20 protein-coding genes are annotated in these 23,151 nt (G+C 44.2%); 11 read left to right on the top strand and 9 right to left on the bottom strand.

All coding sequences use genetic code 11. The features are described 5' to 3' along the window. Nucleotides 1-90 precede the first annotated feature (90 nt). From JRG66_RS10695 to JRG66_RS10675, 5 genes are all read right to left on the bottom strand, one after another. Complete coding sequence (locus tag JRG66_RS10695) at nucleotides 91-762, bottom strand: uracil-DNA glycosylase family protein (RefSeq protein ID WP_265162759.1); 672 nt, start codon at nucleotides 760-762, stop codon at nucleotides 91-93. A 202-nt stretch (nucleotides 763-964) separates the two neighbouring features. Further along, complete coding sequence (locus JRG66_RS10690) at nucleotides 965-4,414, bottom strand: pyruvate carboxylase (RefSeq protein ID WP_265162758.1); 3,450 nt, start codon at nucleotides 4,412-4,414, stop codon at nucleotides 965-967. Nucleotides 4,415-4,566: 152 nt separating this feature from the next. Continuing rightward, the gene (yaaA, locus tag JRG66_RS10685) at nucleotides 4,567-5,328 is read right to left on the bottom strand and encodes a peroxide stress protein YaaA (protein WP_265162757.1); all 762 of its coding nucleotides are present in this window, start codon (nucleotides 5,326-5,328) and stop codon (nucleotides 4,567-4,569) included. A gap of 104 nt (nucleotides 5,329-5,432) precedes the next feature. Further along, entirely contained in the window at nucleotides 5,433-6,488 is a 1,056-nt protein-coding gene (locus JRG66_RS10680) for an RluA family pseudouridine synthase (protein WP_265162756.1), read from the bottom strand. Further along, entirely contained in the window at nucleotides 6,478-7,065 is a 588-nt protein-coding gene (locus JRG66_RS10675) for a PASTA domain-containing protein (RefSeq protein WP_371875308.1), read from the bottom strand. Before JRG66_RS10675 ends, JRG66_RS10680 begins: the two co-directional genes overlap by 11 nt. A gap of 153 nt (nucleotides 7,066-7,218) precedes the next feature. Between JRG66_RS10675 and JRG66_RS10670 the strand changes: the two genes are divergently transcribed. Then, nucleotides 7,219-8,196 (top strand): D-alanine--D-alanine ligase, encoded by a 978-nt coding sequence (locus JRG66_RS10670; RefSeq protein WP_265162754.1) that lies wholly within the window; start codon nucleotides 7,219-7,221, stop codon nucleotides 8,194-8,196. Nucleotides 8,197-8,235: 39 nt separating this feature from the next. Beyond that, nucleotides 8,236-8,697 carry a pantetheine-phosphate adenylyltransferase gene (coaD, locus tag JRG66_RS10665; protein WP_265162753.1) on the top strand — a complete coding sequence of 154 codons (462 nt, stop codon included), beginning with the start codon at nucleotides 8,236-8,238 and terminating at the stop codon, nucleotides 8,695-8,697. 47 nt (nucleotides 8,698-8,744) lie between these two features. Here coaD and JRG66_RS10660 read toward each other — a convergent pair whose 3' ends face one another. Beyond that, nucleotides 8,745-11,054 (bottom strand): TonB-dependent receptor domain-containing protein, encoded by a 2,310-nt coding sequence (locus JRG66_RS10660; protein WP_265162752.1) that lies wholly within the window; start codon nucleotides 11,052-11,054, stop codon nucleotides 8,745-8,747. A gap of 187 nt (nucleotides 11,055-11,241) precedes the next feature. Here JRG66_RS10660 and JRG66_RS10655 point away from each other — a divergent pair, with 187 nt between their 5' ends. Next, nucleotides 11,242-12,993 carry a M14 family metallopeptidase gene (locus JRG66_RS10655; protein ID WP_265162751.1) on the top strand — a complete coding sequence of 584 codons (1,752 nt, stop codon included), beginning with the start codon at nucleotides 11,242-11,244 and terminating at the stop codon, nucleotides 12,991-12,993. On the opposite strand, the gene JRG66_RS10650 is transcribed toward JRG66_RS10655, so the two are convergent. After that, nucleotides 12,955-13,584 carry an NUDIX hydrolase gene (locus tag JRG66_RS10650; protein ID WP_265162750.1) on the bottom strand — a complete coding sequence of 210 codons (630 nt, stop codon included), beginning with the start codon at nucleotides 13,582-13,584 and terminating at the stop codon, nucleotides 12,955-12,957. The genes JRG66_RS10655 and JRG66_RS10650 overlap by 39 nt on opposite strands. Before the next feature lie 7 nt (nucleotides 13,585-13,591). Here JRG66_RS10650 and pyrE point away from each other — a divergent pair, with 7 nt between their 5' ends. Next, nucleotides 13,592-14,233, top strand: a complete 642-nt coding sequence (pyrE, locus tag JRG66_RS10645) for an orotate phosphoribosyltransferase (RefSeq protein WP_265162749.1) — start codon at nucleotides 13,592-13,594, stop codon at nucleotides 14,231-14,233. A gap of 3 nt (nucleotides 14,234-14,236) precedes the next feature. Next, entirely contained in the window at nucleotides 14,237-14,629 is a 393-nt protein-coding gene (locus tag JRG66_RS10640) for an SRPBCC family protein (RefSeq protein WP_265162748.1), read from the top strand. Here the strand turns inward: JRG66_RS10640 and JRG66_RS10635 are convergent. Beyond that, the gene (locus tag JRG66_RS10635; RefSeq protein ID WP_265162747.1) at nucleotides 14,626-15,360 is read right to left on the bottom strand and encodes a biotin--[acetyl-CoA-carboxylase] ligase; all 735 of its coding nucleotides are present in this window, start codon (nucleotides 15,358-15,360) and stop codon (nucleotides 14,626-14,628) included. The two genes, JRG66_RS10640 and JRG66_RS10635, sit on opposite strands and share 4 nt — an antisense overlap. 93 nt (nucleotides 15,361-15,453) lie before the next feature. On the opposite strand from JRG66_RS10635, the gene rsfS reads away from it, so the two are divergent. The 6 genes from rsfS (at nucleotide 15,454) to JRG66_RS10605 (ending at nucleotide 20,331) form a co-directional block, all read left to right on the top strand. Then, a complete protein-coding gene (rsfS, locus tag JRG66_RS10630; RefSeq protein ID WP_265162746.1) occupies nucleotides 15,454-15,825 on the top strand; it encodes a ribosome silencing factor in 372 nt (123 codons plus the stop codon). 17 nt (nucleotides 15,826-15,842) lie between these two features. Next, complete coding sequence (gene ftsH / locus JRG66_RS10625) at nucleotides 15,843-17,894, top strand: ATP-dependent zinc metalloprotease FtsH (protein ID WP_265162745.1); 2,052 nt, start codon at nucleotides 15,843-15,845, stop codon at nucleotides 17,892-17,894. 100 nt (nucleotides 17,895-17,994) lie between these two features. Then, nucleotides 17,995-18,606 carry an LUD domain-containing protein gene (locus JRG66_RS10620; protein WP_265162744.1) on the top strand — a complete coding sequence of 204 codons (612 nt, stop codon included), beginning with the start codon at nucleotides 17,995-17,997 and terminating at the stop codon, nucleotides 18,604-18,606. A gap of 1 nt (nucleotide 18,607) precedes the next feature. Further along, nucleotides 18,608-19,411, top strand: a complete 804-nt coding sequence (locus JRG66_RS10615; protein ID WP_265162743.1) for a phosphatidate cytidylyltransferase — start codon at nucleotides 18,608-18,610, stop codon at nucleotides 19,409-19,411. Then, nucleotides 19,401-20,054: a phosphatidylserine decarboxylase family protein gene (locus JRG66_RS10610; protein WP_265162742.1), complete on the top strand. Its 654-nt coding sequence runs from the start codon at nucleotides 19,401-19,403 to the stop codon at nucleotides 20,052-20,054. The genes JRG66_RS10615 and JRG66_RS10610 overlap by 11 nt, the downstream gene beginning before the upstream one ends. Beyond that, nucleotides 20,023-20,331 carry an acyl-CoA-binding protein gene (locus JRG66_RS10605; RefSeq protein ID WP_265162741.1) on the top strand — a complete coding sequence of 103 codons (309 nt, stop codon included), beginning with the start codon at nucleotides 20,023-20,025 and terminating at the stop codon, nucleotides 20,329-20,331. Before JRG66_RS10610 ends, JRG66_RS10605 begins: the two co-directional genes overlap by 32 nt. A gap of 133 nt (nucleotides 20,332-20,464) precedes the next feature. On the opposite strand, the gene JRG66_RS10600 is transcribed toward JRG66_RS10605, so the two are convergent. Next, entirely contained in the window at nucleotides 20,465-23,095 is a 2,631-nt protein-coding gene (locus tag JRG66_RS10600) for a valine--tRNA ligase (protein ID WP_265162740.1), read from the bottom strand. Nucleotides 23,096-23,151: the final 56 nt, after the last annotated feature.

The following is a 23,151-nucleotide window of genomic DNA, read 5'->3' as shown; positions in this document are numbered from 1 at the left end:
GCTGAATACCTTCGGAAAACTGCGGCCTAAACGAGGAAAATTTACCACGAAACCGCAGCAAATAAAAGATCCGCTAGAAAAAGAATCCGTTTAGTCTTTTAAGAACTGACGGTATTGCAAGACCCTGAAATCAATAGTATTGAATTCAGGGTCTTGTTTTTTTAGGTGTTTGTACAGCTCCATACTGCCAATAGCCCTGTTGGCCGAACCTGAAGGCGCAGTGAGCGATACCGTGTTAATGGGCCTGCCGTCAAGCAAAAACTGGTGGACCCGCGGCACATCGTTAGAGATCACTTTAATTTTAATCTTTTCTTCTTTTAATATTCTTCGGAAGAAATATTCGGGGCCATTCTTGCTGTTGCCTCCGGTGAAAAGTAGGGTGTCAATTTTTTCATGTCTGCGCAAAATGCCAATCAGGTCCCGCAATTCCACATGCAGCATCCCCAGATCTGAAGCATCTATTTTTTCGCGCCTGCAGCTTTCCACGGTATCACAAATCCCTATGCCCTTTTTTGCCAGGAAATCTTTTCGCTGTTTTACGGCTTCGGGTGTGTTTTCAAATTTGAGATCCAGATTGAAGATCCTGTCAATAATTTGCCATAACATCCCGTCCCTGCTGCCATAACAGAAATCTACATCATCTTCTTTTAATTGCCTGGTAGTGAACCTGGGCGGCGGCAAGGTACCAACAATGAGTTTGGTGGCATTTTCGGGAATAAATGGTTTGTAAGGATGGGTATGGTGAAATAATTCAGGATTCAAGGTTCAGGATTTAAGATTCAACAAAATTCCAGGCACCAAAGCACCAAATTCCAATCAATAGATGACCTTTTTCTAAAAAAAGATAATTTTATTGGCCTCAGGCGCGACAGGATTGCAATACGCGCAATCTTTAAGTTAGATTTGGAATCTGGTGCTTGAAGTTTGCTGCTTTAATCTCAATTCATATACTAACTTCTCTATACTACTTCAGCACAATTACCAGATCATCTGCATAGACCATGTCGCCTTCTTTGAGCACGATCTTATCTACTTCTCCGGCTGTATTGGCGGTGATGGTAGTTTCCATTTTCATGGCTTCGATCACGAACAGCGGCTGGTTATTTTCCACTTTTTGCCCCGGCTCAACCTGGATGTTTGACAAAGCTCCCTGCAGTGGTGCGCCCACCTGCTTTTTGTCGTCTTTATCAACCTTTTGATGTACTACTTTCTCCACCTTCACAGATTTATCCTTAACCTCAACAGCCCTGGTTTGCCCGTTCACTTTAAAGAAAACTTTAGCCATTCCGTCTTCATCGGTCTCTCCTATAGAAAGGAATTCGATAAGCAGGGTTTTCCCACGATCAAGGTCTACAATGATCTCTTCTCCCGGTTCCATCCCGTAGAAGAAATTCTTTGTAGGCACATTCATCACCCCTCCAAATTCTAAGTGGTGGTTGTAGAAATCGGTGAATACTTTGGGGTACAATTTATAGGAAAGAAAATCGGTGATCTCTACATCCCTGCCCATACCTTCGCCGAAGGTCTTTTCAAATTTGGCAAATTCCTTTTCAAAATCTATAGGTTCCAGGTATGCGTTAGGTCTTTCGGTATAAGGTTTTTCATCCTTGAGGACGATCTTCTGAATTTTTTCAGGAAATCCGCCATATGGCTGACCAAGATCTCCTCTAAAAAAACTTTTCACCGACTGCGGAAAAGAAATATCCTCTCCTTTTTCAAGCACATCTTCAATAGAAAGGTTGTTACTTACCAGGTACTGCGCCATGTCTCCCACCACTTTTGAGCTGGGTGTAACTTTAATGATGTCGCCAAAAAGCTCATTCACTTTGCTGTACATTTCGGTGATCTCGTGAAAGCGATCGGCCAGGCCAAGGCTCTCGGCCTGCGGCTTGAGGTTGGAATACTGTCCTCCCGGAATCTCGTGTTTATAGACTTCTCCTGAACCAGCTTTTAAGCCCGATTCAAAAGGATAGTAGTAGCGCCTTACGGCTTCCCAGTACTGGGAATATTCATTTAATTTATCGGTGTTAAAAGCTCTGCCGCGATCGTGGAACTTCAGCATTTCCACTATAGAATTGAAGTTGGGCTGCGAGGTAAGTCCGGAAAGGCCACCAAGGGCAACATCAACCACATCTACCCCCGCCTCTATGGCCTTGAGATAAGTGGCCGCCTGTATGGAAGAGGTGTCATGAGTATGCAGGTGAATAGGAACATTGATGCGGGATTTAAGGGCCGACACCAGTTCAAAAGCCGCATCGGGCTTCAGGATCCCTGCCATATCTTTAATCCCGATGATATGGGCCCCTGCGTTCTCTATATCTTTACCAAGCTGTACGTAGTAGTCGAGGTTATATTTAGTCTCTTTCGGGTTCATAAGGTCTCCCGTATAGCAGATGGTTCCTTCGGCCAGGCCGTTAGTTTTATTCCTCACATGCTCAATACAGGGAGCGATAGATTCCATCCAGTTGAGACTGTCAAAGATCCTGAAAACATCCACCCCGTTTTCCCAGGCCTGTTCTACAAATTTTTCAATCAGGTTATCGGGATAGGCGGTGTAACCCACCCCATTGGAGCCCCGCAGCAGCATTTGAAGCAATACATTGGGCATAGCCGCGCGTAACCTTCTCAACCTTTCCCACGGATCTTCTTTTAAGAACCGCATGCAAACATCGAAGGTCGCACCGCCCCATACTTCCATACTAAAAACTTCGGGATGGTTGCGGGCAAAGCCTTCAGCCACCTTCTCCATATCATAAGTACGCATACGTGTTGCCAGCAGACTCTGGTGGGCATCGCGCATGGTAGTGTCAGTGAAATGTACTTTCCCTTCGTGCAACAGCCAGCGGGAAAATTTTTCCGGTCCGTATTCCGAAAGCAGGTCTTTGGTGCCTTTAGGGTAGGCATTATCATCTTTAAATGACGGAACGACTGGCTTAATAAACTTCCTCTTTTCAGGTTTTTTTACGTCCTCATTTCCGTTGATGATCACATCACCAAGGAATTTCACCATTTTTGTGGCCCGGTTTCGTGTCTTTTTAATCTGGAAAAGTTCAGGGTGTTCTTTAATGAAATTCACCGTAACATCACCCTGCCGGAAAGTAGGATGGGAAAGTATGTTGTCGAGAAAACCAATATTGGTCATCACCCCCCTTATCCTGAACTCTGCCAGCGCCCTTCGCATTTTGCGACATGCCCCGTCGAGAGTACGGCTACTGGCGGAAACCTTTACCAGCATAGAATCAAAGAAAGGTGACACTTTTACACCCTGATAAATACTACCGGCATCCAGTCTAATTCCGAAACCTGAAGCACTTCTATAGGTTGTGATCGTACCGTAATCTGGTTTAAAATTATTTGTAGGATCTTCGGTAGTGATGCGGCACTGCAGGGCAAAACCATTCGTTTGTATAGAATCCTGACTTTCAATCTTAATTTGTTTATCACTCAGCTTATAACCGCCGGCGATAAAAATCTGGGCTTTTACAAGATCAATATTGGTAATGATCTCGGTAACCGTGTGTTCCACCTGTATGCGTGGGTTCACTTCAATAAAAAAGATCTCCCCGGTGCGGTCTACAAGAAATTCTACAGTCCCTATATTGTTATAATCCACGGCCTTACAAAGTTTAACCGCGTAAATGTACAGGTCCTGTTTCACCTTTTCATCAAGCCCCATGGAGGGAGCAAATTCTATCACTTTTTGATACCTGCGCTGTACAGAACAATCTCTCTCGAAAAGGTGCACCAGGTTCCCGTGATGGTCTCCCACGATTTGAATTTCGATATGTTTGGGATCTTCCACGAATTTTTCAAGGAAGACAGTATCGTCACCAAAAGCATTTTTAGCCTCTCTTCGAGATTCGTTAAAACCGCTTTTTAAATCATCTTCCGAACGTATTACCCGCATTCCGCGGCCGCCGCCTCCCGATGCAGCCTTCAGCATTACCGGATAACCTATTTTTTCGGCTTCCTCGAGTGCCACTTCAACCGTGGTGAGATCTTTTTCGTTACTGCGGATTACCGGAATATCATTTGCCACCGCAACTTCCTTGGCTTTTACTTTATCCCCCAAGGACTGAAGCACAGAAACCTTTGGGCCTATAAAAATGATCCCGTTCTCTTCACATTGCCTGGCAAATTCGGCATTTTCAGAAAGAAAACCGTAACCGGGATGGATTGCATCCACAGCGTTTTCCTTAGCCACTTTGATAATGGCCTTAATGTCTAAATAAGGCTTTAGAGGATCTTTATCGGCCCCTATCTGGTAAGATTCATCGGCCTTGTAACGGTGCAGGGAATAGCGGTCTTCGTAGGTATAAATACCCACGGTTCTTAACCCAATCTCGGTACAGGCTCTAAATATCCTGATGGCTATTTCTCCTCTGTTCGCTACTAAAACCTTTTTAATTTTCATTTTCTGAAGTTGCTTTTTTGGTGATTATGTTTCGCTTCTGAAGGGGCCCAAAAAATGACATTTTTGAAACCTCTCCTAATTTCAGAAATTAAAAAGAAAAAAGCGGTGTCTCACCGCTTTTTTAAATACTTTAACACTTCCTGCTGCTGAAGCTATCTCGTAAAAACCGGCTCGTTCTCATTAGAGGTTTCTTCAGCCGAAAATCTGTAGCCATCCACATCAAAGGCTTTGAGCTGCTCAAGTGTCTGGGCTTCAGACTCAATAAGAAATCTGGCCATAGAACCCCGTGCTTTTTTTGCAAAAAAACTGATGATCTTCAGCTTGCCGTTCTTGTAATCTTTAAACACCGGAGAAATTACCGGCACTTTCAGGTGTGAAGTATCTATGGCCTTGAAATACTCCTGGCTCGCCAGGTTTACAAAAAGTTCATCTTCTTTAAGCTCTTCGTTCAAATAAGCTGTCACCTTCTCCTGCCAGATTTCATAGAGGTTTTTCTTACGGCCTACCAGCAAGGATGTTCCCATCTCGAGGCGGTACGGCTGAATAAGGTCCAGCGGCCTTAAAATTCCGTAGTAACCTGAAAGGATCCGCAAAGAATCCTGCATAAAATCGATCTTTTCAGAAGGAATGGTGTAGGCATCAAGACCTGTATAAACATCTCCGGCAAAAGCATAGACCGCAGGCCGGGAATTTTGTTTGGTATGTTCTTCAGAAAATTGCTGGTAACGACTGTAATTAAGATCGGCCAGTTTATCGCTGATACTCATGAGTTCGCCGATCTCTTTTTTTGACATGCGCGAAAGCTTCCGGTTAATGCCGGCTGTGGTTTCGAGAAATGAGGGCTGGGTTCCTCTGGTTGTGGGTAATTTAGATTCGTAGTCGAGTGTTTTGGCGGGCGATACAACTATTTTCATGGAAATTCTCTTGAGAAATTTTTATTACTCCTCAAAAATATCAAATCCCGACAAGATTTCCTGCCGGGATCGTTTATTCCTTTTGATAGGTGTATCAAAAAAGCTTATTCGTCGATGAATTCCTTTTGATTTTTGGCATAGTTTCGCCAGCGCTCTATACAGTCCTGCATATCCTGTGGGATGGGAGAATCAAACCTCATCCACTCACCAGTTTCGGGATGTTTAAAGCCAAGGGTTTTGGCGTGCAGCGCCTGCCTTGGCAGCACCTTAAAGCAGTTGTCTACAAACTGTTTGTATTTGGTGAAGGTTGTTCCTTTCAAAATCTTGTCACCGCCGTAACGCTCGTCGTTAAAGAGCGTGTGGCCAATGTGTTTCATATGCACCCTGATTTGATGGGTACGGCCGGTTTCAAGCTGGCAGGAAACAAGGGTGACATAACCCAGCCTTTCAAGCACTTTAAAATGTGTTACCGCAGGTTTTCCCTTATCTTCATCTTCACCAAGGTATACCGTGTTTTGTAGCCTGTTTTTGGGGTGACGTCCAATATTGCCTTCCACCGTACCTACATCCTCTTCCACATTCCCCCAAACAAGAGCTATATACTCGCGCTCGCTGCTTTTGTCAAAGAACTGCTTTGCCAGTTTGGTCATGGCTTTTTCGGTCTTTGCAATAACCAGCAGGCCGCTGGTGTCTTTATCTATCCTGTGTACAAGCCCCGGGCGTTCATCGCTGTTTTGCGGCAAGTTTTCGAAATGGTATACCAGCGCGTTAATAAGTGTACCGCTGTAGTTGCCATGACCGGGATGTACCACCATTCCGGCAGGTTTATTCACAATGAGAAGTGCATCGTCTTCATAAACAATGTCCAGCGGAATATCCTCTGGCGTGAGCAGGAATTCATAAGGCGGATGCTCAAACAACACCTGCACCACATCCCCCGGCTTCACTTTGTAATTTGATTTTACCGGAACCTCGTTAACGTGTATATTTCCCTCTTTAGCTGCCGTCTGAATTTTATTACGAGTGGCTTTTTCGATGTAATTCATCAGGAACTTGTCCACTCGCAGGGGCTGCTGGCCTTTATCGGCTACAAACCTGTGATGTTCATACAGGTCGTCATCATTGTCTTCGGGCTCGGGATTATTATTTTCAGAAATCATATTCTTCGTCTTCCAGGTCGTTCAAAATTGGGTCTTGTGCGGTTGCGGTACTATCCTCTTCTTCCATTCCATACCTCCTGGAGCCATCGGCAAGCACAAGGTCAATCTTAGAAGTCTTCATCAGTTTCATTCCTGGTTCGAGCAGCTGGCCACGATGGCGCATTTCGAGCACCACATCTTTGGCAACATCGGGTTTATAGGTAATGGTTCCTATTTCAAACCCCAGCGAACGCAGGGTTGGCTCCACCTGCCTGCGGGTTCTTCGGATTAAATTTTCAGGAATTTCAACTTTTGTAAATCCTGAAGGGTTCAAGGTGAGATATATTTTTCGGTTCTCCTTTACTTCTTTCCCCGGAAGCGGCACCTGATCTATCACAGAGTACGGCGGAAAATCGGGGTTGTAATTGGCCGAATCAAGGATTTCCCGGCGCAGGTCGAGTTCCGAAAGTTGTTCATCAACCCGGTCTAAAGATAGGCGTTCCAGGTTGGGCACGGTGATCCTTTGATCCTGATTTGTAGAAAAATCAAGCCATTGAAGTATAATAAAGGCGATCAAAACTACCGCAAATACAGCCAAAACCAAATGAATCAGAAAGGTTTTGCTAAATAGAAATCGGAAGAAACTCATAGTTTATTTTAAAAGGCAAAGATATAAAATCAGGTGGTTTTGCAGACATTCATTTATTAGTCGCTACTTTTGCTAACGCAAATATTAGGGCGATATTTAATTATGAAGAAAAATGTAGCCATAGCCATGGGCGGCTTCTCCAGCGAATACCGTATTTCAATAAACAGCGGGAATATAGTTTACAAGAACCTCGATCGCAGCAAATACAACCCTTACCGGGTGCATATCCTGCAAAAAGAATGGTTTGTGATTGGGGAAAATGACACGCCTTACCCCATTAACCGCAGCAATTTCACGGTTACCATAGATGGGCAGTTAATCACTTTCGACTGTGTTTTTAACACCATTCACGGAACTCCGGGCGAAAATGGACTTTTACAGGCCTATCTCGAGCTGCTTGACATCCCGCAGACTTCCTGCGATTTCTACCAGTCGGCACTCACTTTTAATAAAAGGGACCTTATTAGCGTGCTCAAACCCTTCGGAATTAAAACTGCTGAAAATTACTTTGTCGATAAAGGAGATGAGGTTGATCCCGATGAAATAATTGCAAAAGTTGGTTTGCCCTGCTTTGTGAAAGCCAATAAAGCCGGAAGCAGCTTTGGGATCACCAAAGTGAAATCACGGGATCAAATCATTCCCGCCACCAAATTTGCCTTTAAGGAAGATAATGAGATCATCATCGAATCTTTTCTTGATGGCACCGAAGTTTCGGTTGGAGTGATCACTCACAACGACGAGATCCTCGCGCTGCCGGTCACCGAAATTGTTTCTGAAAATGAGTTTTTTGACTATGAAGCCAAGTACCTCGGAAAATCCCAGGAGATCACCCCTGCCCGAATTTCAGAAGAACAAACGAAAAAAGTTCAGGAGATCGCCAAATTGATCTATCGAAAGCTGAAGATGAAAGGTTTTTCAAGATCAGAATTCATTTTCCACAACAACGAGCCACATTTTATTGAAATGAACACCAACCCGGGCTTAAGTGAAGCGAGTATACTTCCGCAGCAGGCACAGGCAGCGGGAATTTCCTTAAAAGAGCTGTTTGGCAGTGCTATTGAAGCTGCCTTAAAAGTCTAGGTATCCAAAAATGCCTATTTTAGACTAAATTTTTTCAGCATGAAGACAGCAGTTTTTCCCGGTTCATTTGACCCCATTACTTTGGGACATGTTGACATCATTAACCGCGGATTACCTTTATTCGATGAGATTATCCTGGCAATTGGCATCAACTCCGATAAAAAATACATGTTCTCGCTTGAAGACAGGCTGGGGTTTCTGGAAGAGACCTTTAAAGACGAGCCAAAGATCAAAGTGATGACTTACAAAGGCATGACAGTGGATTTTTGCAGGGAACAAAACGCCGGATTCATTCTTAGAGGCCTGCGCAATGCCATTGACCTCGAATTTGAAAAGAGCATTGGCCAGACCAACTTTAAAATGAGCGGAGTAGAAACCCTTTTCTTTATTACTTCCTCCGGAAAAAGCCATATTTCTTCAACCGTTGTTCGCGACGTAATTCGCAACGGCGGAGACTATCACTTTATGGTGCCCGATGTGGTATCAAGGAATAAGGATTAAGGAATATTTCATATTGAATATTGAATATTCAATATTGTTTAGTTGACCTAAAACTTATATCCAACTGCCAAGCCTCCATAAAAATTCCGTGGCATTCCTGGATAGAAGTAGCGGGGGGCATTACCGCCAAAACCTACAGCATTTGGGATGACCGAAGCTGCATAATTTTCATCAAGCGCATTGTTCACACCCCCAAAAATTTCCAGATCCCAGTGCTGATTTGTTAATGTATTGAACATTTCCAGCGGTTCCAGGGCCAGTTTGAAATGCAGGAGATCATATTGTTTTCTAAATTCGGTATTTGCATCATTCAAAGGCATTTCCCCCTCAAATTGATAGGTGCTGCGCAAGGTTAACCCGAAAGAAGTAACAATATCCAGCCCCGCATTAACGGTTTCCCCCGGCACTGCCGGCAGCTCATTACCCGAAAAATCTTCCTCTTCATCTACAAACTCATCGAATTCAAAAGAATTATAAGCCGCATTGACAAATGTTCGCGCCCGCACAGTTGTTGAAATCGGGAAATTGTAGTTCAGCAGAAATTCTATTCCGTTATGATCGGTCTTTCCGGCGTTGCGGCCAATGTACTGGTCTTCGGCAACACGCTCGGCTACCAGCAGGTTTTCCACCTGGATCGAAAATGCGGCAACTTCAGCATAGAGTCGGTTGTTCAAAAAGTTGCCTTTGAAGCCCAATTCGTAATTAATCCCGGTCTCGGGCTTGAGATTGGTGTTAATCAAACCTTCAGGAGTAAGGGTTTCTGCCACGGTGGGGGTAGAAAAACCATGACTTACCGAAGCGTATAAATTTTTGCCCGGCGCCACTGTGTAAACGGCACCAATCCTGGGGGAAAAGACTTCCTCAAAACTGTAATCTCCCGTCTGGTCTACCTCGTCAGCCTCATAAAGATCGCTCAGCTCGTATGAAGTGGCGTTCAAATTTAATCCTGCTTCCAGTTTAAGCCTTGAAGTCACCTCCTGGTTCCATTGAAGAAAAATATTGTAATAACGCCTGTCCTGCTCGTTATGGCTCAGGTATTCGCCGGGCACACTGCCCCGGTCTTCAAACTGCTCGTACAGGTTTTCAAAAGTGGCAGTATCATACCACTCGTTGTAGAATTCAACGCCAAAACTCACCTGCGCGGGGGCTCCAAAAATGTCCTTTTCAAGACCGAATTTTGTCCTGGCCCCAAGGGCCGACTGCCCTTCATTGAGGATGTCAAACGGCCTTGGCTCATAGGCATCCCTGAAGCTTCCGTAAACGCTGGTAACATTGGAAAAAACTTCAGAAAAACGATATTGATAGGAAAAGCCGAGCAAAGCTTTGTCGTAAGACTCATAACCTTGGGCCGCAGCCCAGTTAAAAGCCGCCGAAGAAGGCTCTGTGCGCAGGGTTTCGCGGTTCAAAGAACTCGGAATAAAGGCTTTTAAACGCACAAAGTTCCCGAGGACCGACAATTCTCCGCGTTTTCCTGCCAGCACCTGTCCAAAAAGGTTGAAAGAATCCCTGTCATAAGCCGAATTATCCCGCCAGCCATCGGTTTCCACGTGGTTATAGGTGGCTGTAAGCTTAGCCGATTTGGAGGCGTGGGATGCGCGGGCCGTAGCACGAAAAAGTCCGTAATCGCCAAAAGTGCTTTTTACCCTGGCCCTTGTTCCCTGCTCCATGGCACGGGCAGGAAAAAGGGTGACCACTCCTCCAAGCCCGGCCCCGTAAATACTAGAAGTAGGGCCCTTAATAATTTCTATTCGCTCAAGCGCGGCAGGATCGAGATCATCGAGCGTGGTTTCCCCTTCGGCACTGGTGATGGGAATTTCCATAAAATACGCCTTCACCCGGTTGGTACTGTACTGCGAGCGGGCGCCCACCCCGCGAATGCTCATTTTATTGGTGTTTAAAGCCCCCTGGTGCACGTTAAGCCCGGGCAGCGTACTAATATTCTGCATCACATTGGTTTCGTCAAACCTTTGCAGCTCCTCTTCGCTCAATACTGCAACCGAGGCGGGGGTTTCCAGTAATTCCTGCGGAATAATGGTACTTCGCAGCACAACTTCAGACAGGGAACCTTCGGAAGGAGCAAGGACTACGAAAATTTCTTCGGAAGCAGCATCGACCTGCAGGCTCATCCGGCCATAACCCGGGGCTTCAAAAATGAGGTTTACAGGCAGGCCTTTCACCAAAAGTGAGAACGCACCTGAAGCATCTGTAAAAACAGTTTCAGAAAAATCTTCCGAAGTAATTTTGACATTTTTGAGGGGTTTATTGCTGAAGGCATCAGCCACTTTTCCGCTTATCTGTTGTGCAGAAAGCTTTCCGAAGAAAAAAATGGCGAATACAAGGAGTAAATGTTTTTTCAAGATATTAACTTATTTAGTGACCGGAACAGGCTGCCAAAAAGGGCATTTTTGACCGCTTTTACTTCCGAAGAAAAGGCGTTTACGAATTTAAGCTTTTTCTCATGTTATGGAAAACCCTGTTTATTCTTAGCATTACTTTATGTTTTTGAAGTTTTTCTTTAAGTTTACCCCGGTTAAAATTCCCTGCATGAAAAGAATACTGGTTTTGGCATTTATTGCCATGGGCCTTGGCTCCTGCGATTTTTCGAACTACATCCTGGAGCAGGATTACGATTTCACCACTGTTTTTGAAGAATCGGGAGGAACAGAGACTGCAACCTACCCCCAGATCATAGATTTTTATGAAGACCTGGCCGCCGTTTACCCCAGCATTAAACTGGAGCAGATTGGCGAGACTGACAGTGGCGAACCGCTGCACCTGGTAACCTACAGCCGCAGTAAATCTTTCGATTTTGAGAGCCTGCGCGAAGATCATGCTGTTGTGATGATCAACAACGGCATTCACCCGGGCGAGAGCGACGGGATTGACGCCACCATGATGCTGTTTAGGGATTTGGCCCAGGATTCTATCGCTCTTCCCGAAAATACGGTAATTGCGGCCATCCCGGTCTACAATGTGGGCGGGGCGCTAAACCGCAACTCCTTCACCCGTACCAACCAGAATGGCCCAAAAGCTTACGGCTTCCGCGGAAATGCGCAGAATTATGACCTTAACCGCGATTTCATTAAAGCCGATACCCGCAACACCCGCAGTTTTTACGAGATCTTCCATAAAGTAGACCCCGATCTTTTTATAGACACCCACGTAAGTAACGGGGCCGATTACCAGTACACCCTTACCCACCTTTTCACACAGCACGACCAGATGGGCGGCGCCCTGGGAAATTATGTCAACAAAAACCTCAAACCTGCACTTGAAGCAGCCTTGAAAAACAAGGATTGGGAGATAACTCCTTACGTGAATGTTTTTAATGAGGTTCCCGAAAAAGGTTTTACCCAGTTTTTGGATACCCCTCGATATTCTACGGGTTATGCCGCCCTATGGCACACGCCCGGGGTGATGCTTGAGACCCACATGCTAAAGCCGTATGACAAAAGGGTTCACGGCACCTATGATTTTCTTCGTTCTATGATAGCAATTGCCGATGAAGACGCCGAACTCCTAAAAAAACTTAGAGCGCAGGACCTTAAAGCCTTTGAGGCAAAGAATAATTATGCATTTGATTTTAAAGTAGACAGCAGTAAGGTTTCTGAGCTTCAGTTCAAAGGATATGAAGCAGAAAGGATAGCCAGTGAGGTCACCGGTTTTGAAAGGCTGAAATATGACACCACCCGGCCTTTTATTAAGCCGGTGGATTATTATGACAATTTTGCCGCTTCCAAAAAAGTAAAAATACCACAGGGTTATATAGTTCCGCAGGCATGGTGGCCGGTCTTAGAGCTACTTGAACTCAATAATGTGGAAATGGTGCCGTTTGAAAAAGACACCAGCATGGTGGTTGAAGTCTACACCATCAAGAACTACGAGACCAGATCAACGGCTTATGAAGGGCATTACCCACATGCTAATGTAGAAGTGGAAAGCAGCAGGGAAAAAGTGAGCATAAGGCAGGGCGATGTTTTTATCCCCATAAAACAAAAAGCCGGAAAATACCTCATGGCCACAATCGAACCCCAGGCCCCCGACTCTTTCTTCAACTGGAACTTTTTTGACAGCATTTTGCAGCAAAAAGAAGGTTTTTCCCCGTATGTATTTGAAGAAATCGCACGGGAATTCCTGGATGATTATCCTGAAATTGAAAATGAGTTCTTAGCTAAAAAGAAGAACGAGCCAGAGTTTGCTTCCAGCTGGTATGCGCAGCTGGACTGGATTCACAAGCAGAGCGAGCACTACGAAAAATCACATTTGCGATATCCCGTCTTTAGAGTGAGCCGGTAAAATTTCTTCAGGGAACAAAAGTTTGATGTTGGCATAAGATTTTTGAAGGGCTTTTTGCGCCTTTTCCATGCTTTTCCATTTCACTTTTTCAATACCCTCACTTTCTTCGGGGATGAGCTCGCCGTCATAATCGGTTCTCATTTCGTACCAGTAAGTGACCTTTAGCCGGTAACGGCCTTTTCTCTGGAACACGTGGTAGGTGGTTTGCAGGAATTTTGAGATCTCGAGGTTTTTCACCCCGGTCTCCTCCTCAACTTCGCGAATAGCACCGGTTTCTATGCTCTCTTTCTTTTCAACCTTTCCTTTAGGCAGGTCCCAGCGGCCGTTGCGATAAATAAAAAGCACCTCATCTTTAGGGTTTAGAACAAAGCCGCCCCCGGCAGTAACCACAGGTAACTTCTTAAAAAGGTGTTTTAGCAGCTTCTCTTTTTTTTGGTGGTAAAGATTAACGTAGAGCCATTTTCCCTTGTTGATCTTTTTGATCACTCTTTTTAATTTAACTTCTTTTAACGGAATAGATACATACTTCTCCCCCAAATCCTTTTCTGTTGAGAGAATAATAGGAATATCATTTACAAAAACTTTATACATTTGCAGTATGATTTTAGACAAGGAAACGGCTCGCAAAACTGCTGAGTTATTATTGCAAATTAAGGCAATAAAATTAGATGCACAACAAGGCTTTAAATGGGCCAGCGGGTGGAACTCTCCTATTTACTGTGACAACCGCATCATCTTATCTTATCCTCCAATCCGCAATTTTGTACGGGAACACATGGCGCGCCAGGTAGAACAACTCTACGGAAAAGCCGATGTTATAGCCGGTGTAGCCACAGGAGCCATAGGGATAGGAATGCTGGTGGCCGAATATTTAAGCCTGCCATTTGCGTACGTGCGCCCCGAGGCAAAGTCTCACGGCCGCAAAAACCAGATAGAAGGAAAAATTGAGGAAGGCCAAACCGTGGTGGTCATTGAAGACCTCATTAGTACAGGGAACAGCAGTTTAAATGCCGTAAAGGCGTTGCAGGATGCCAAGCTTCAGATAAAAGGCATGCTAGCTATCTTTTCTTATGGCTTTGATACCGCAGAACAGAATTTTAAAGATGCGAACATTGAGCTGCACACCCTTAGCAACTACGAGTATTTGCTGGAGGTAGCCCTAAAAACAAATTATATAAACCAAGCCGAAAGCGAACTCTTAAAAAGTTGGAGAAACGACCCGGCGAACTGGAAAAAATAAAAGATGGAACTACAGAGTGACAAAGTAACAGTACAGAAGAATCAGCAGGAATTGTTCACATTCCTCACCGATGTGAGCAATTACGAGCAAATTATGCCTGAAAGCAAAGAGAAATTTGAGGTTAAAAATCAGGATACTTTTGCCTTTGCCCTTAAAGGAATGCCAGAAATTGCTTTACAGATAAAGGAAACCCGCGAACCCGAATACATTAAGCTGGGCTCAACTTCAGAAAAATTTGATTTCTCCCTTGATGTTGAAATTCAGCCTTTGGGAGAAAACCAGAGTGAGGCACAGTTGTTTTTCCACGGAAAATTCAACACCATGATGGCCATGATGGTAAAGGGACCACTAAAAAAATTCATCACTAACCTTTCAGAGAACCTGGCCAGGATCTAGTAACAAAGACTCACCTCTTTCAGGTCAAACTCAGTGACCTCTTCCTTTTCTTCCCTTTGCACCCGCAGTTTTCCCGAAGGGCTAACATCCAGGATCATTCCTGTGAACAGGCTGCCTTGGGCATCTCGAAAAGTAGAAGGCACTAACCTGCGAAAAAGGGCATTTTTATAGGTGTTTAAAATTTCTTCGGAGTTTTCTTCGGAAAGCTCCGAAAATCCTTTTTCAAGCTCCCTAAGCACCACATCAAGCACCTCCTCAAGCCTGAACTCTTTGCCTGTGACAGTCTTCATTGATCCCGCCTGGGGCAAACCGCCAAATTCTTCCTGGTTCACGTTTAGCCCAACCCCAATTATAGATCCCGTTACTTTTCCTTCAGAAATAATGTTTTCTATAAGTATTCCCGCCAGCTTTTGATTAGCTGACAAGATGTCGTTAGGCCATTTTACTTTTAAACGTGGCAGTTCAAATTTTTCAAGGGCCGAAATCACAGAAGTCGCAATGGTGGCACTAAGTACAAACTGTTGCACCGGACTGATATTTGGCCGGGGCAAAAACACTGAAAAAGTGAGGTTTTTTCCACCTTCGGCACTCCAGGTAGTACCCCGCTGCCCCCGGCCCTGTGTTTGTTTTTTTGCAACTATACAGGTGAGTGGCAGGTGAGGATTTTCTTTTAAAAGCTCCCGCGCAAATGAATTTGTGGAGTTGATGGCACTAACTTTGATAAGGTGCATACGAAGGATAGATAATGCAGGCGTTAAATGTTATGAAAACCAAGGTTCAAAAACCTTAAAAAGTAATAACTTTGCGCAAAGAAAATAAATTTAATGATAAAAAAAGAAGCTAACAACGATATACTTATAGCACACATAATCAAAGGAATCGAAGAAGTTAAAGGAAATGACATTGACATTCTTGACCTTAGAGAGATAGAAAATACTGTTTGTGACTACTTCATCATTTGCAATGGAACCTCAAACACCCAGGTGAACGCCATTGTGAATTCCATTCAAAAAACCGTTAGTAAAGCACTCAAAGACAAACCCTGGCATGTTGAGGGTTCAGATAATGCCGAGTGGGTGTTAATGGATTACGTGAGCGTGGTAGTGCACGTTTTTCAGAAGCATATTAGAGAGTATTACGATATTGAGAGTCTTTGGGGGGATGCAAAATCCACTTCAATTGAAACAAATTATTAAGAGTTAAGAAAGAACGCATGGCCAAAGAGCAACCTAAAAATAAAGAGCCAAAGAAACCTAAATTTAGTGCATACTGGATTTATGCTGCTATTATCCTGGTTTTTTTGGGAATAAATTTCTTTAGTGACAGCGGGTTTAATGAACCTGCCAAGACCAACCCTGCTGAATTCCTCACCTACCTGGAACAGGGAGATGTGAAGAAGGTGGTGATCGTTAACCGCAACCAGGCTAAAGTTTTTCTCACCGAAGAGGCTAAATCAAAAGATATACACCAGCAGGCTGTACAGGATGAGTTGTTCCCAGGAGGGGACTCCCCGGCCTACACCTTTGAGTTTGGAGACCTGCAAAACCTTGAAGATGATATAAGAGAGGTAAAAGCTGAAAACAATGTTGACACCCCGGTGGTCTTCGAAACCCATCAAAATGTTTGGGGGGATATCCTGCTTACCCTGTTACCATTTATTCTGATTATTGGAATCTGGATCTTCATTATGCGCCGAATGAGCGGTGGAGCCGGCGGTGGCGCAGGCGGACAAATTTTTAACATCGGAAAATCCAAAGCCAAGCTTTTTGATCAAAATACCGATGTAAAAGTTTCTTTTAAAGATGTGGCCGGCCTTGAAGGGGCCAAAGAAGAAGTACAGGAGATTGTAGATTTCTTAAAAACTCCGGATAAATATACCTCCCTGGGAGGTAAAATCCCAAAAGGGGCACTGCTTGTTGGGCCTCCGGGAACCGGTAAAACCTTACTCGCCAAAGCAGTTGCAGGAGAAGCAAAAGTTCCGTTCTTCTCCCTTTCAGGATCCGATTTTGTGGAAATGTTTGTGGGGGTTGGTGCTTCGAGAGTACGCGACCTCTTTAAACAGGCAAAAGAAAAATCTCCCGCCATTATCTTTATTGACGAGATTGACGCTATAGGACGTGCCCGTGGAAAAAGTAATTTTTCGGGATCTAACGACGAGCGTGAGAACACCCTGAACCAGCTGCTTACAGAAATGGACGGTTTTGGAACAAACACCAATGTAATTGTACTTGCGGCTACTAACCGTGCCGATGTACTTGACAAGGCACTCATGCGCGCCGGAAGGTTTGACAGACAGATCTATGTAGACCTCCCTGATGTTAGGGAAAGAAAAGAAATCTTTGAAGTACACCTTCGTCCGCTTAAAAAAGTGGCCGACGAGCTGGACACAGAATTTATGGCAAAGCAAACCCCTGGTTTCTCTGGGGCCGACATTGCCAACGTGTGTAACGAGGCTGCATTAATTGCTGCCCGTAACAGCAAAACTGCGGTTGGAAAACAGGACTTTTTAGATGCTGTAGACCGCATTGTAGGGGGGCTTGAGAAAAAGAACAAGATCATCACTCCCGAAGAGAAACAAGCCATTGCATTTCACGAAGCAGGACATGCAACCGTTAGCTGGATTCTGGAACATGCCGCTCCACTTGTAAAAGTGACCATTGTACCTCGCGGGCAATCGCTTGGAGCTGCCTGGTACCTGCCTGAGGAAAGGCTTATTGTGAGGCCAGAGCAGATGCTTGACGAAATGTGTGCCGCACTGGGGGGACGGGCTGCCGAAAAGGTGATTTTCAATAAAATTTCTACCGGGGCACTAAGTGACCTGGAAAAAGTGACCAAACAGGCCCGTGCCATGGTAACCGTGTATGGATTGAATGAAAAGGTAGGGAACCTCACCTATCACGATTCTTCAGGCCAGAGTGAATACAATTTTACCAAGCCCTACAGTGAGAAGACTTCAGAATTAATAGACAAAGAGATCTCCAACCTTATTGAAGAGCAGTACCAAAGAGCGATAAGGCTTCTGGAAGAGAATAAAGACAAGCTTACAAGGCTGGCAGAGATCCTTCTGGAAAAAGAGGTTATCTTTAAAGACAACCTGGAAGAGATCTTCGGAAAGAGGCCTTATAAGAGCCGTGACGAGATCATGAACGGCAACAGCCAGGAGAAAAAAGTGCCCGTACAGGAAGAAACAGTTACGGAAAAAACCATTCCCGGCAGCACACCAGGTTCAGAAGCTCAGGACGCTTCGACTTCCGAAGGAAAATAATATACACTTTTAGCAGTAAAAAATCTTAACTTACCCCAATCTGTAAGTTAAGATTTTTTACCTTTGGGTGAAATGCTACCTTGAGTAATCACAAACCTATATGAGTCTATTTAGAAATTTTTTGAACCCTAAATCTAAATCAGACAAAGGTCAGGATAAAGTAGAAAATTCTGACCGTAGCAAGTATATGCCAGATGTTAAACTCCCTACCGATGAGCGTTTTATGCTCAACTTTAAAAATAACGGCGGCAAATTTCTTTATTGCGAGAGTAACGAGGAGTTGATAGAAACATTCGAAAACATCATGTTAGAGAATGATTGGTATGAAAAAGAAACTTGTTGTTTTGATCAGAATCTAAGGGATAAATTTTCCGACCAGAATTTAATATTCACCAATTCGGGCGAAGCAGCCTTTTTTCTTAGCACCTGCGAATACCTTATCGCCAATGACGGGTCTATTCTTATTTCTTCCAACCAAATAAAGGAAAAAAAGCTTAAAGAATTACCCTATAATTTTGTTATCCTTGCCTCTACCAGTAAGCTTGTTGACGCTATTGGAGAGGGCTTAAGAGGCATTAAGTTTAAAAATAAAGACCGTATTCCTTCAAATATTACCACCATCAAGAATTTTGAGAACAACAAAGAAGGGGATTTCATGAGCTACGGAAGTAGTACAAAAAACCTATATTTGCTGCTTCTGGAAGATCTGTAACATGAAGGAAAATATTATTCGGGGTTTATCGGGGGTCATGTATATATCCATTCTCGTGGTCTCCATATTTGCATCTGAATTTGCCTTCACCACACTTTTCCTGTTGTTTGGCCTTATTTGCCTCAGGGAACTACAAAGGTTATTACATTTAAAAAGCTACCTCGGGTATTTTCTCCTTATTGGGTTGTTCTATATTTTCAGCTATATGCGCTGGAGCCCTTATGGCACGTCCCTCCTCTTACTCATCACCATATTTGTGAATCTGTTTCTAGTAAAAGACCTTATGCTGGTGAATAAAATTCCCCTTTTTGAGAAGAAAAAATATGTGATCATCATTTTTTACCTCATTGCATCCCTTATTTTTCTCACGCTCATTCCCAGTTACACCGGAGATTTTACTCCCGAACTGGTAGTAGGGATCTTTTCGCTTATTTGGATAAACGATACTTTTGCCTATCTTGTAGGTAAGAATTTTGGAAAGAAAAAGCTCTTTGAAAGGATCTCCCCCAAAAAAACGGTTGAAGGATTCATGGGAGGCTTGGTCTTTAGTGCGGTTGCAGCTTACCTGGTTTACTTCTTTACCGGTCTCCTCACTATACAGGTGTGGATAGGACTGGCAGTGATTTTAAGCATTTTTGGCACCCTTGGAGACCTCATCCAGTCAAAGTTTAAAAGACAGGCAGGAGTGAAAGACAGCGGCAGACTTATGCCGGGTCACGGAGGATTGTTTGACAGGCTTGATAGTATTATTTTTTCAAGCCCTTTTGTTTATGCCTATTTACAACTAATTAACTATGTTTCATAAAGAAGGATATAAAATAATGGGAACTGCAATGATCCTGCTCATCATTGTAAACCTACTGGCGCAGGCTTTTATTTTCACCTATTGGATTAGAGTGGTGATCCTTGTTGGGTCTATCGTACTTTTCTTTTTGGTCCTTCAGTTCTTCAGAAACCCTAAAAGAACAACCGAACTCAATACCAAACACGTGATCGCACCCGTTGACGGCAAGGTGGTGGTGATTGAAGAAGTCTATGAAAAAGAATATTTTAAAGACAAGCGTCTTATGGTTTCTGTGTTCATGTCTCCCATCAATGTACATGTAACCCGGCATCCTGTTGGCGGTATTGTAAAATACAGCAAGTACCATCCGGGAAAATACCTGGTTGCCTGGCATCCCAAAGCAAGTGAAGAGAATGAACGCACTACCGTGGTGGTTGAAAATGACAGTACCGGCGAGATCCTCTACAGGCAAATTGCAGGTGCCCTGGCCAAACGAATTGTGAATTACGCTAAAGAAGGCGAAGAAGTAGTACAGGGAAGCGATAGCGGATTCATTAAATTTGGATCACGCGTTGACGTTTTTCTTCCTCTGGGCACCACGCTTGAAGTTAAACTGAATCAAAAAGTAAAAGGTGGCATTAGTCTCATTGCAAAAGTTTCCTAACCTTGTAGCCATGACTCCTGAAGAAGTTGACAGGGAATTTTTAAGAGCTTATGAAAAAGCCAGCAGGACTTCCCGGAAGCTCCCCCCAGATCTTATGCTTAAGCTGTACGCCTACTATAAACAGGCTACTAAACACTCACAGGCATATATGCCTTCGGGCAACAGCGATATTAAAAACGCTTTCAAATTAAACGCCCTGCTCCAGGTTAAAGGAATGAGCCCCAGGGAAGCCAAAGAGGCCTATATTGAACTGGTGAGGGAAAACATTGAAGATTAACACAACCTTGCTGTACCGCTTAAATTCCAGACTATTTCAGGCAGTAACCTGGTTTTCATAAAACAAGAAAGCTCGCAGATTCTTCAAATCTGCGAGCTTTTTTTTCTTTATCTCTGAAATTATATTGCGCTCTCTAAGAAAGAGCATTTAAACTTGCGAGTATAGCTTCGATTTTCGCCTCGGCATCGGCTTTTTTCTGCTTTTCGTTATCCACAACTTTTGCGGGTGCCCCATTTACAAACTTCTCGTTAGAAAGCTTTTTCTCTACCGATTTTAAGAATCCGCGGGTGTAATTCAGTTCCTCTTCAAGTTTGGCCTTTTCGGCTTCAACATCAACTGCACCGGTCACCGGAATAAAATATTCATTAGATTTCACCCTGAACGAAAGTGCTCCTTTCACTTGTTCCTGAGTATAGCCCAACGATGAGATATTCCCCATTTTTTCGATAACAGGATCAAAACTACTGCTCAGCTTTTCATTGTTGAGTACCTGCAGCTCAATTTGATCTTTGTAAGAAATATTCTTTTCTTTCCTGATACTCCTTATCCCCGATACCACTTCTGAAGCCACCACAAACTCATCTATAAGAGAAGCATCAAATTCCTCATTTTTGGGCCATGAGGAAATAATCAGGGCTTCTTTTTCATCTCGCTGCTTCATTGATTGCCATATTTCTTCTGAAACGAAAGGCACGAACGGGTGAAGTATCTTAAGGTTGTTCTCCAGGATCTCGGTCACGGCATCAAAAGTGGCTTGATCCACAGGCTGCCCGTAAGCCGGTTTCACCATTTCCAGGAACCAGGAACAGTAATCGTCCCAAACCAGTTTATAAGTCGCCATTAAAGCATCACTTATGCGGTATTTCCTGTAGTTGTCTTCGATCTCGTGCAGGCTCTTTTGGAATTTCGCCCTGTACCATTCCACCGCAATCTTTGCAGCTTCGGGTTTTTTTGCTGTTTCTGAAACTTCCCAGGAACTCACCAGCTTAAACGAATTCCATATTTTATTTACAAATGCCGCTCCCTGCTTGCACAAATCTTCATCAAACATAAGGTCATTTCCGGCAGGAGAGCTCAACAGCATTCCTACCCTTACCCCGTCGGCACCATAAGCGTCTATAAGCCCGAGAGGATCTGGCGAATTACCCAGGGATTTTGACATTTTTCGACGCTGTTTGTCGCGAACAATTCCCGTTAGGTAAACATTGTTGAAAGGCTTTTGATCTCTGTATTCATACCCCGCAATGATCATACGTGCCACCCAGAAAAACAGGATTTCAGGTGCCGTTACCAGGTCATTTGTTGGGTAATAGTAGTTAATCTCCTTATTGTCGGGCTCAAGAATCCCGTTAAAGACGCTAATTGGCCAAAGCCATGATGAGAACCAGGTATCAAGAGCGTCCTGATCCTGCCTCAAATTGGCAGCTGTTAAGTTTTCGTTCCCGGTTTGTTTCTTAGCCAATGCCACAGCCTCTTCAATAGTCTCGGCCACAACGAAATCTTCTTTCCCGCTTCCGTAGTAATATGCGGGAATTTGCTGCCCCCACACCAACTGCCGGCTAATGTTCCAGTCGCGAACATTCTCCATCCAGTGACGGTAAGTATTTACAAATTTTTCGGGTACCAGGCTCACCTCTTTCTCCAGCACGGCATCAAGTGCAGGCCGGGCCAGTTCTTTCATTTTTAAGAACCACTGGTCGCTTAGTTTTGGCTCGATCACCGCTCCTGTGCGCTCACTGGTGCCTACTTTATTGAGGTGGGTTTCAGTTTTCACCAAAATTCCTTTTTCCTCAAGTTCTTTAACGATCTTTTTTCGTGCCTCGAAACGGTCCATTCCTTCATAATGCATTCCGTAGGAATTTAGCGTAGCATCATCGTGAAAGATATCGATCACCTCCAGGTTGTGCTTATCTCCCAACATCTTGTCATTTTCATCGTGCGCCGGGGTTACTTTTAAGCATCCCGTTCCAAACTCAATATCAACATATTCATCTTCGATAATGGGGATCACCCGCTCACAAAGCGGCACAATGGCCTTTTTACCTTTTAAATGACTAAACCTTTCATCATTAGGGTTAATACACACAGCAGTATCTCCCAAAATAGTTTCGGGCCGGGTAGTAGCAATAGTGAGCGTATCATTTGTACCCTCAATTTTATACTGAAGGTAGTACAACTGCCCCTGCTGCTCCTGGTAGATCACTTCTTCATCAGAAAGGGTGGTTCTCGCCTGCGGGTCCCAGTTTACCATGCGATACCCGCGGTAAATGTGCCCTTTGCGGTAAAGGTCAACAAAGACCTTTATTACCGAAGCCGACATATCATCGTCCATCGTGAATTTCGTGCGGTCCCAGTCACAGGAAGCCCCAAGTTTTTTGAGCTGTTCCAAAATAATCCCGCCATGTTTGTGCGTCCATTCCCAGGCGTGTTCCAGGAATTCTTCCCTTGAAAGGGCATTTTTGTCAATCCCCTCAGCCTTTAATTTGGCCACAACCTTGGCTTCCGTAGCAATTGAGGCGTGATCTGTCCCCGGCACCCAGCAGGCGTTGTAACCCTGCAGCCGTGCGCGGCGAATCAAAACATCCTGAATGGTGTTATTGAGCATGTGCCCCATGTGCAGCACGCCGGTAACATTGGGCGGCGGAATTACGATAGTATAAGGCTCTCTTTCATCCACTTCCGAATGAAAATAATTGTTCTTCATCCAGTAGTCATACCACTTGGTTTCAACTTCGCGGGCTACGTAATTTGATGCTACAGACATACTTTGGTGCGGTTTTTGGAATATCTGGGCAAAAGTAATTATAACTTCAGGATTAT

The organism is Salinimicrobium tongyeongense (assembly GCF_026109735.1).
GTDB classification, from domain to species: domain Bacteria; phylum Bacteroidota; class Bacteroidia; order Flavobacteriales; family Flavobacteriaceae; genus Salinimicrobium; species Salinimicrobium tongyeongense.
This window is presented reverse-complemented; position numbering and strand designations above follow the sequence as displayed.

Excerpts from the sequence above, each read along its gene's own strand:
- JRG66_RS10690 (WP_265162758.1), bottom strand. The coding sequence starts at position 4,414 with ATGAAAATTAAAAAGGTTTTAGTAGCGAACAGAGGAGAAATAGCCATC.
- yaaA (WP_265162757.1), bottom strand. The coding sequence starts at position 5,328 with ATGAAAATAGTTGTATCGCCCGCCAAAACACTCGACTACGAATCTAAA.
- JRG66_RS10680 (WP_265162756.1), bottom strand. The coding sequence starts at position 6,488 with ATGATTTCTGAAAATAATAATCCCGAGCCCGAAGACAATGATGACGAC.
- JRG66_RS10670 (WP_265162754.1), top strand. The coding sequence starts at position 7,219 with ATGAAGAAAAATGTAGCCATAGCCATGGGCGGCTTCTCCAGCGAATAC.
- coaD (WP_265162753.1), top strand. The coding sequence starts at position 8,236 with ATGAAGACAGCAGTTTTTCCCGGTTCATTTGACCCCATTACTTTGGGA.
- JRG66_RS10655 (WP_265162751.1), top strand. The coding sequence starts at position 11,242 with ATGAAAAGAATACTGGTTTTGGCATTTATTGCCATGGGCCTTGGCTCC.
- JRG66_RS10650 (WP_265162750.1), bottom strand. The coding sequence starts at position 13,584 with ATGTATAAAGTTTTTGTAAATGATATTCCTATTATTCTCTCAACAGAA.
- pyrE (WP_265162749.1), top strand. The coding sequence starts at position 13,592 with ATGATTTTAGACAAGGAAACGGCTCGCAAAACTGCTGAGTTATTATTG.
- JRG66_RS10640 (WP_265162748.1), top strand. The coding sequence starts at position 14,237 with ATGGAACTACAGAGTGACAAAGTAACAGTACAGAAGAATCAGCAGGAA.
- JRG66_RS10635 (WP_265162747.1), bottom strand. The coding sequence starts at position 15,360 with ATGCACCTTATCAAAGTTAGTGCCATCAACTCCACAAATTCATTTGCG.
- rsfS (WP_265162746.1), top strand. The coding sequence starts at position 15,454 with ATGATAAAAAAAGAAGCTAACAACGATATACTTATAGCACACATAATC.
- ftsH (WP_265162745.1), top strand. The coding sequence starts at position 15,843 with ATGGCCAAAGAGCAACCTAAAAATAAAGAGCCAAAGAAACCTAAATTT.
- JRG66_RS10620 (WP_265162744.1), top strand. The coding sequence starts at position 17,995 with ATGAGTCTATTTAGAAATTTTTTGAACCCTAAATCTAAATCAGACAAA.
- JRG66_RS10615 (WP_265162743.1), top strand. The coding sequence starts at position 18,608 with ATGAAGGAAAATATTATTCGGGGTTTATCGGGGGTCATGTATATATCC.
- JRG66_RS10610 (WP_265162742.1), top strand. The coding sequence starts at position 19,401 with ATGTTTCATAAAGAAGGATATAAAATAATGGGAACTGCAATGATCCTG.
- JRG66_RS10600 (WP_265162740.1), bottom strand. The coding sequence starts at position 23,095 with ATGTCTGTAGCATCAAATTACGTAGCCCGCGAAGTTGAAACCAAGTGG.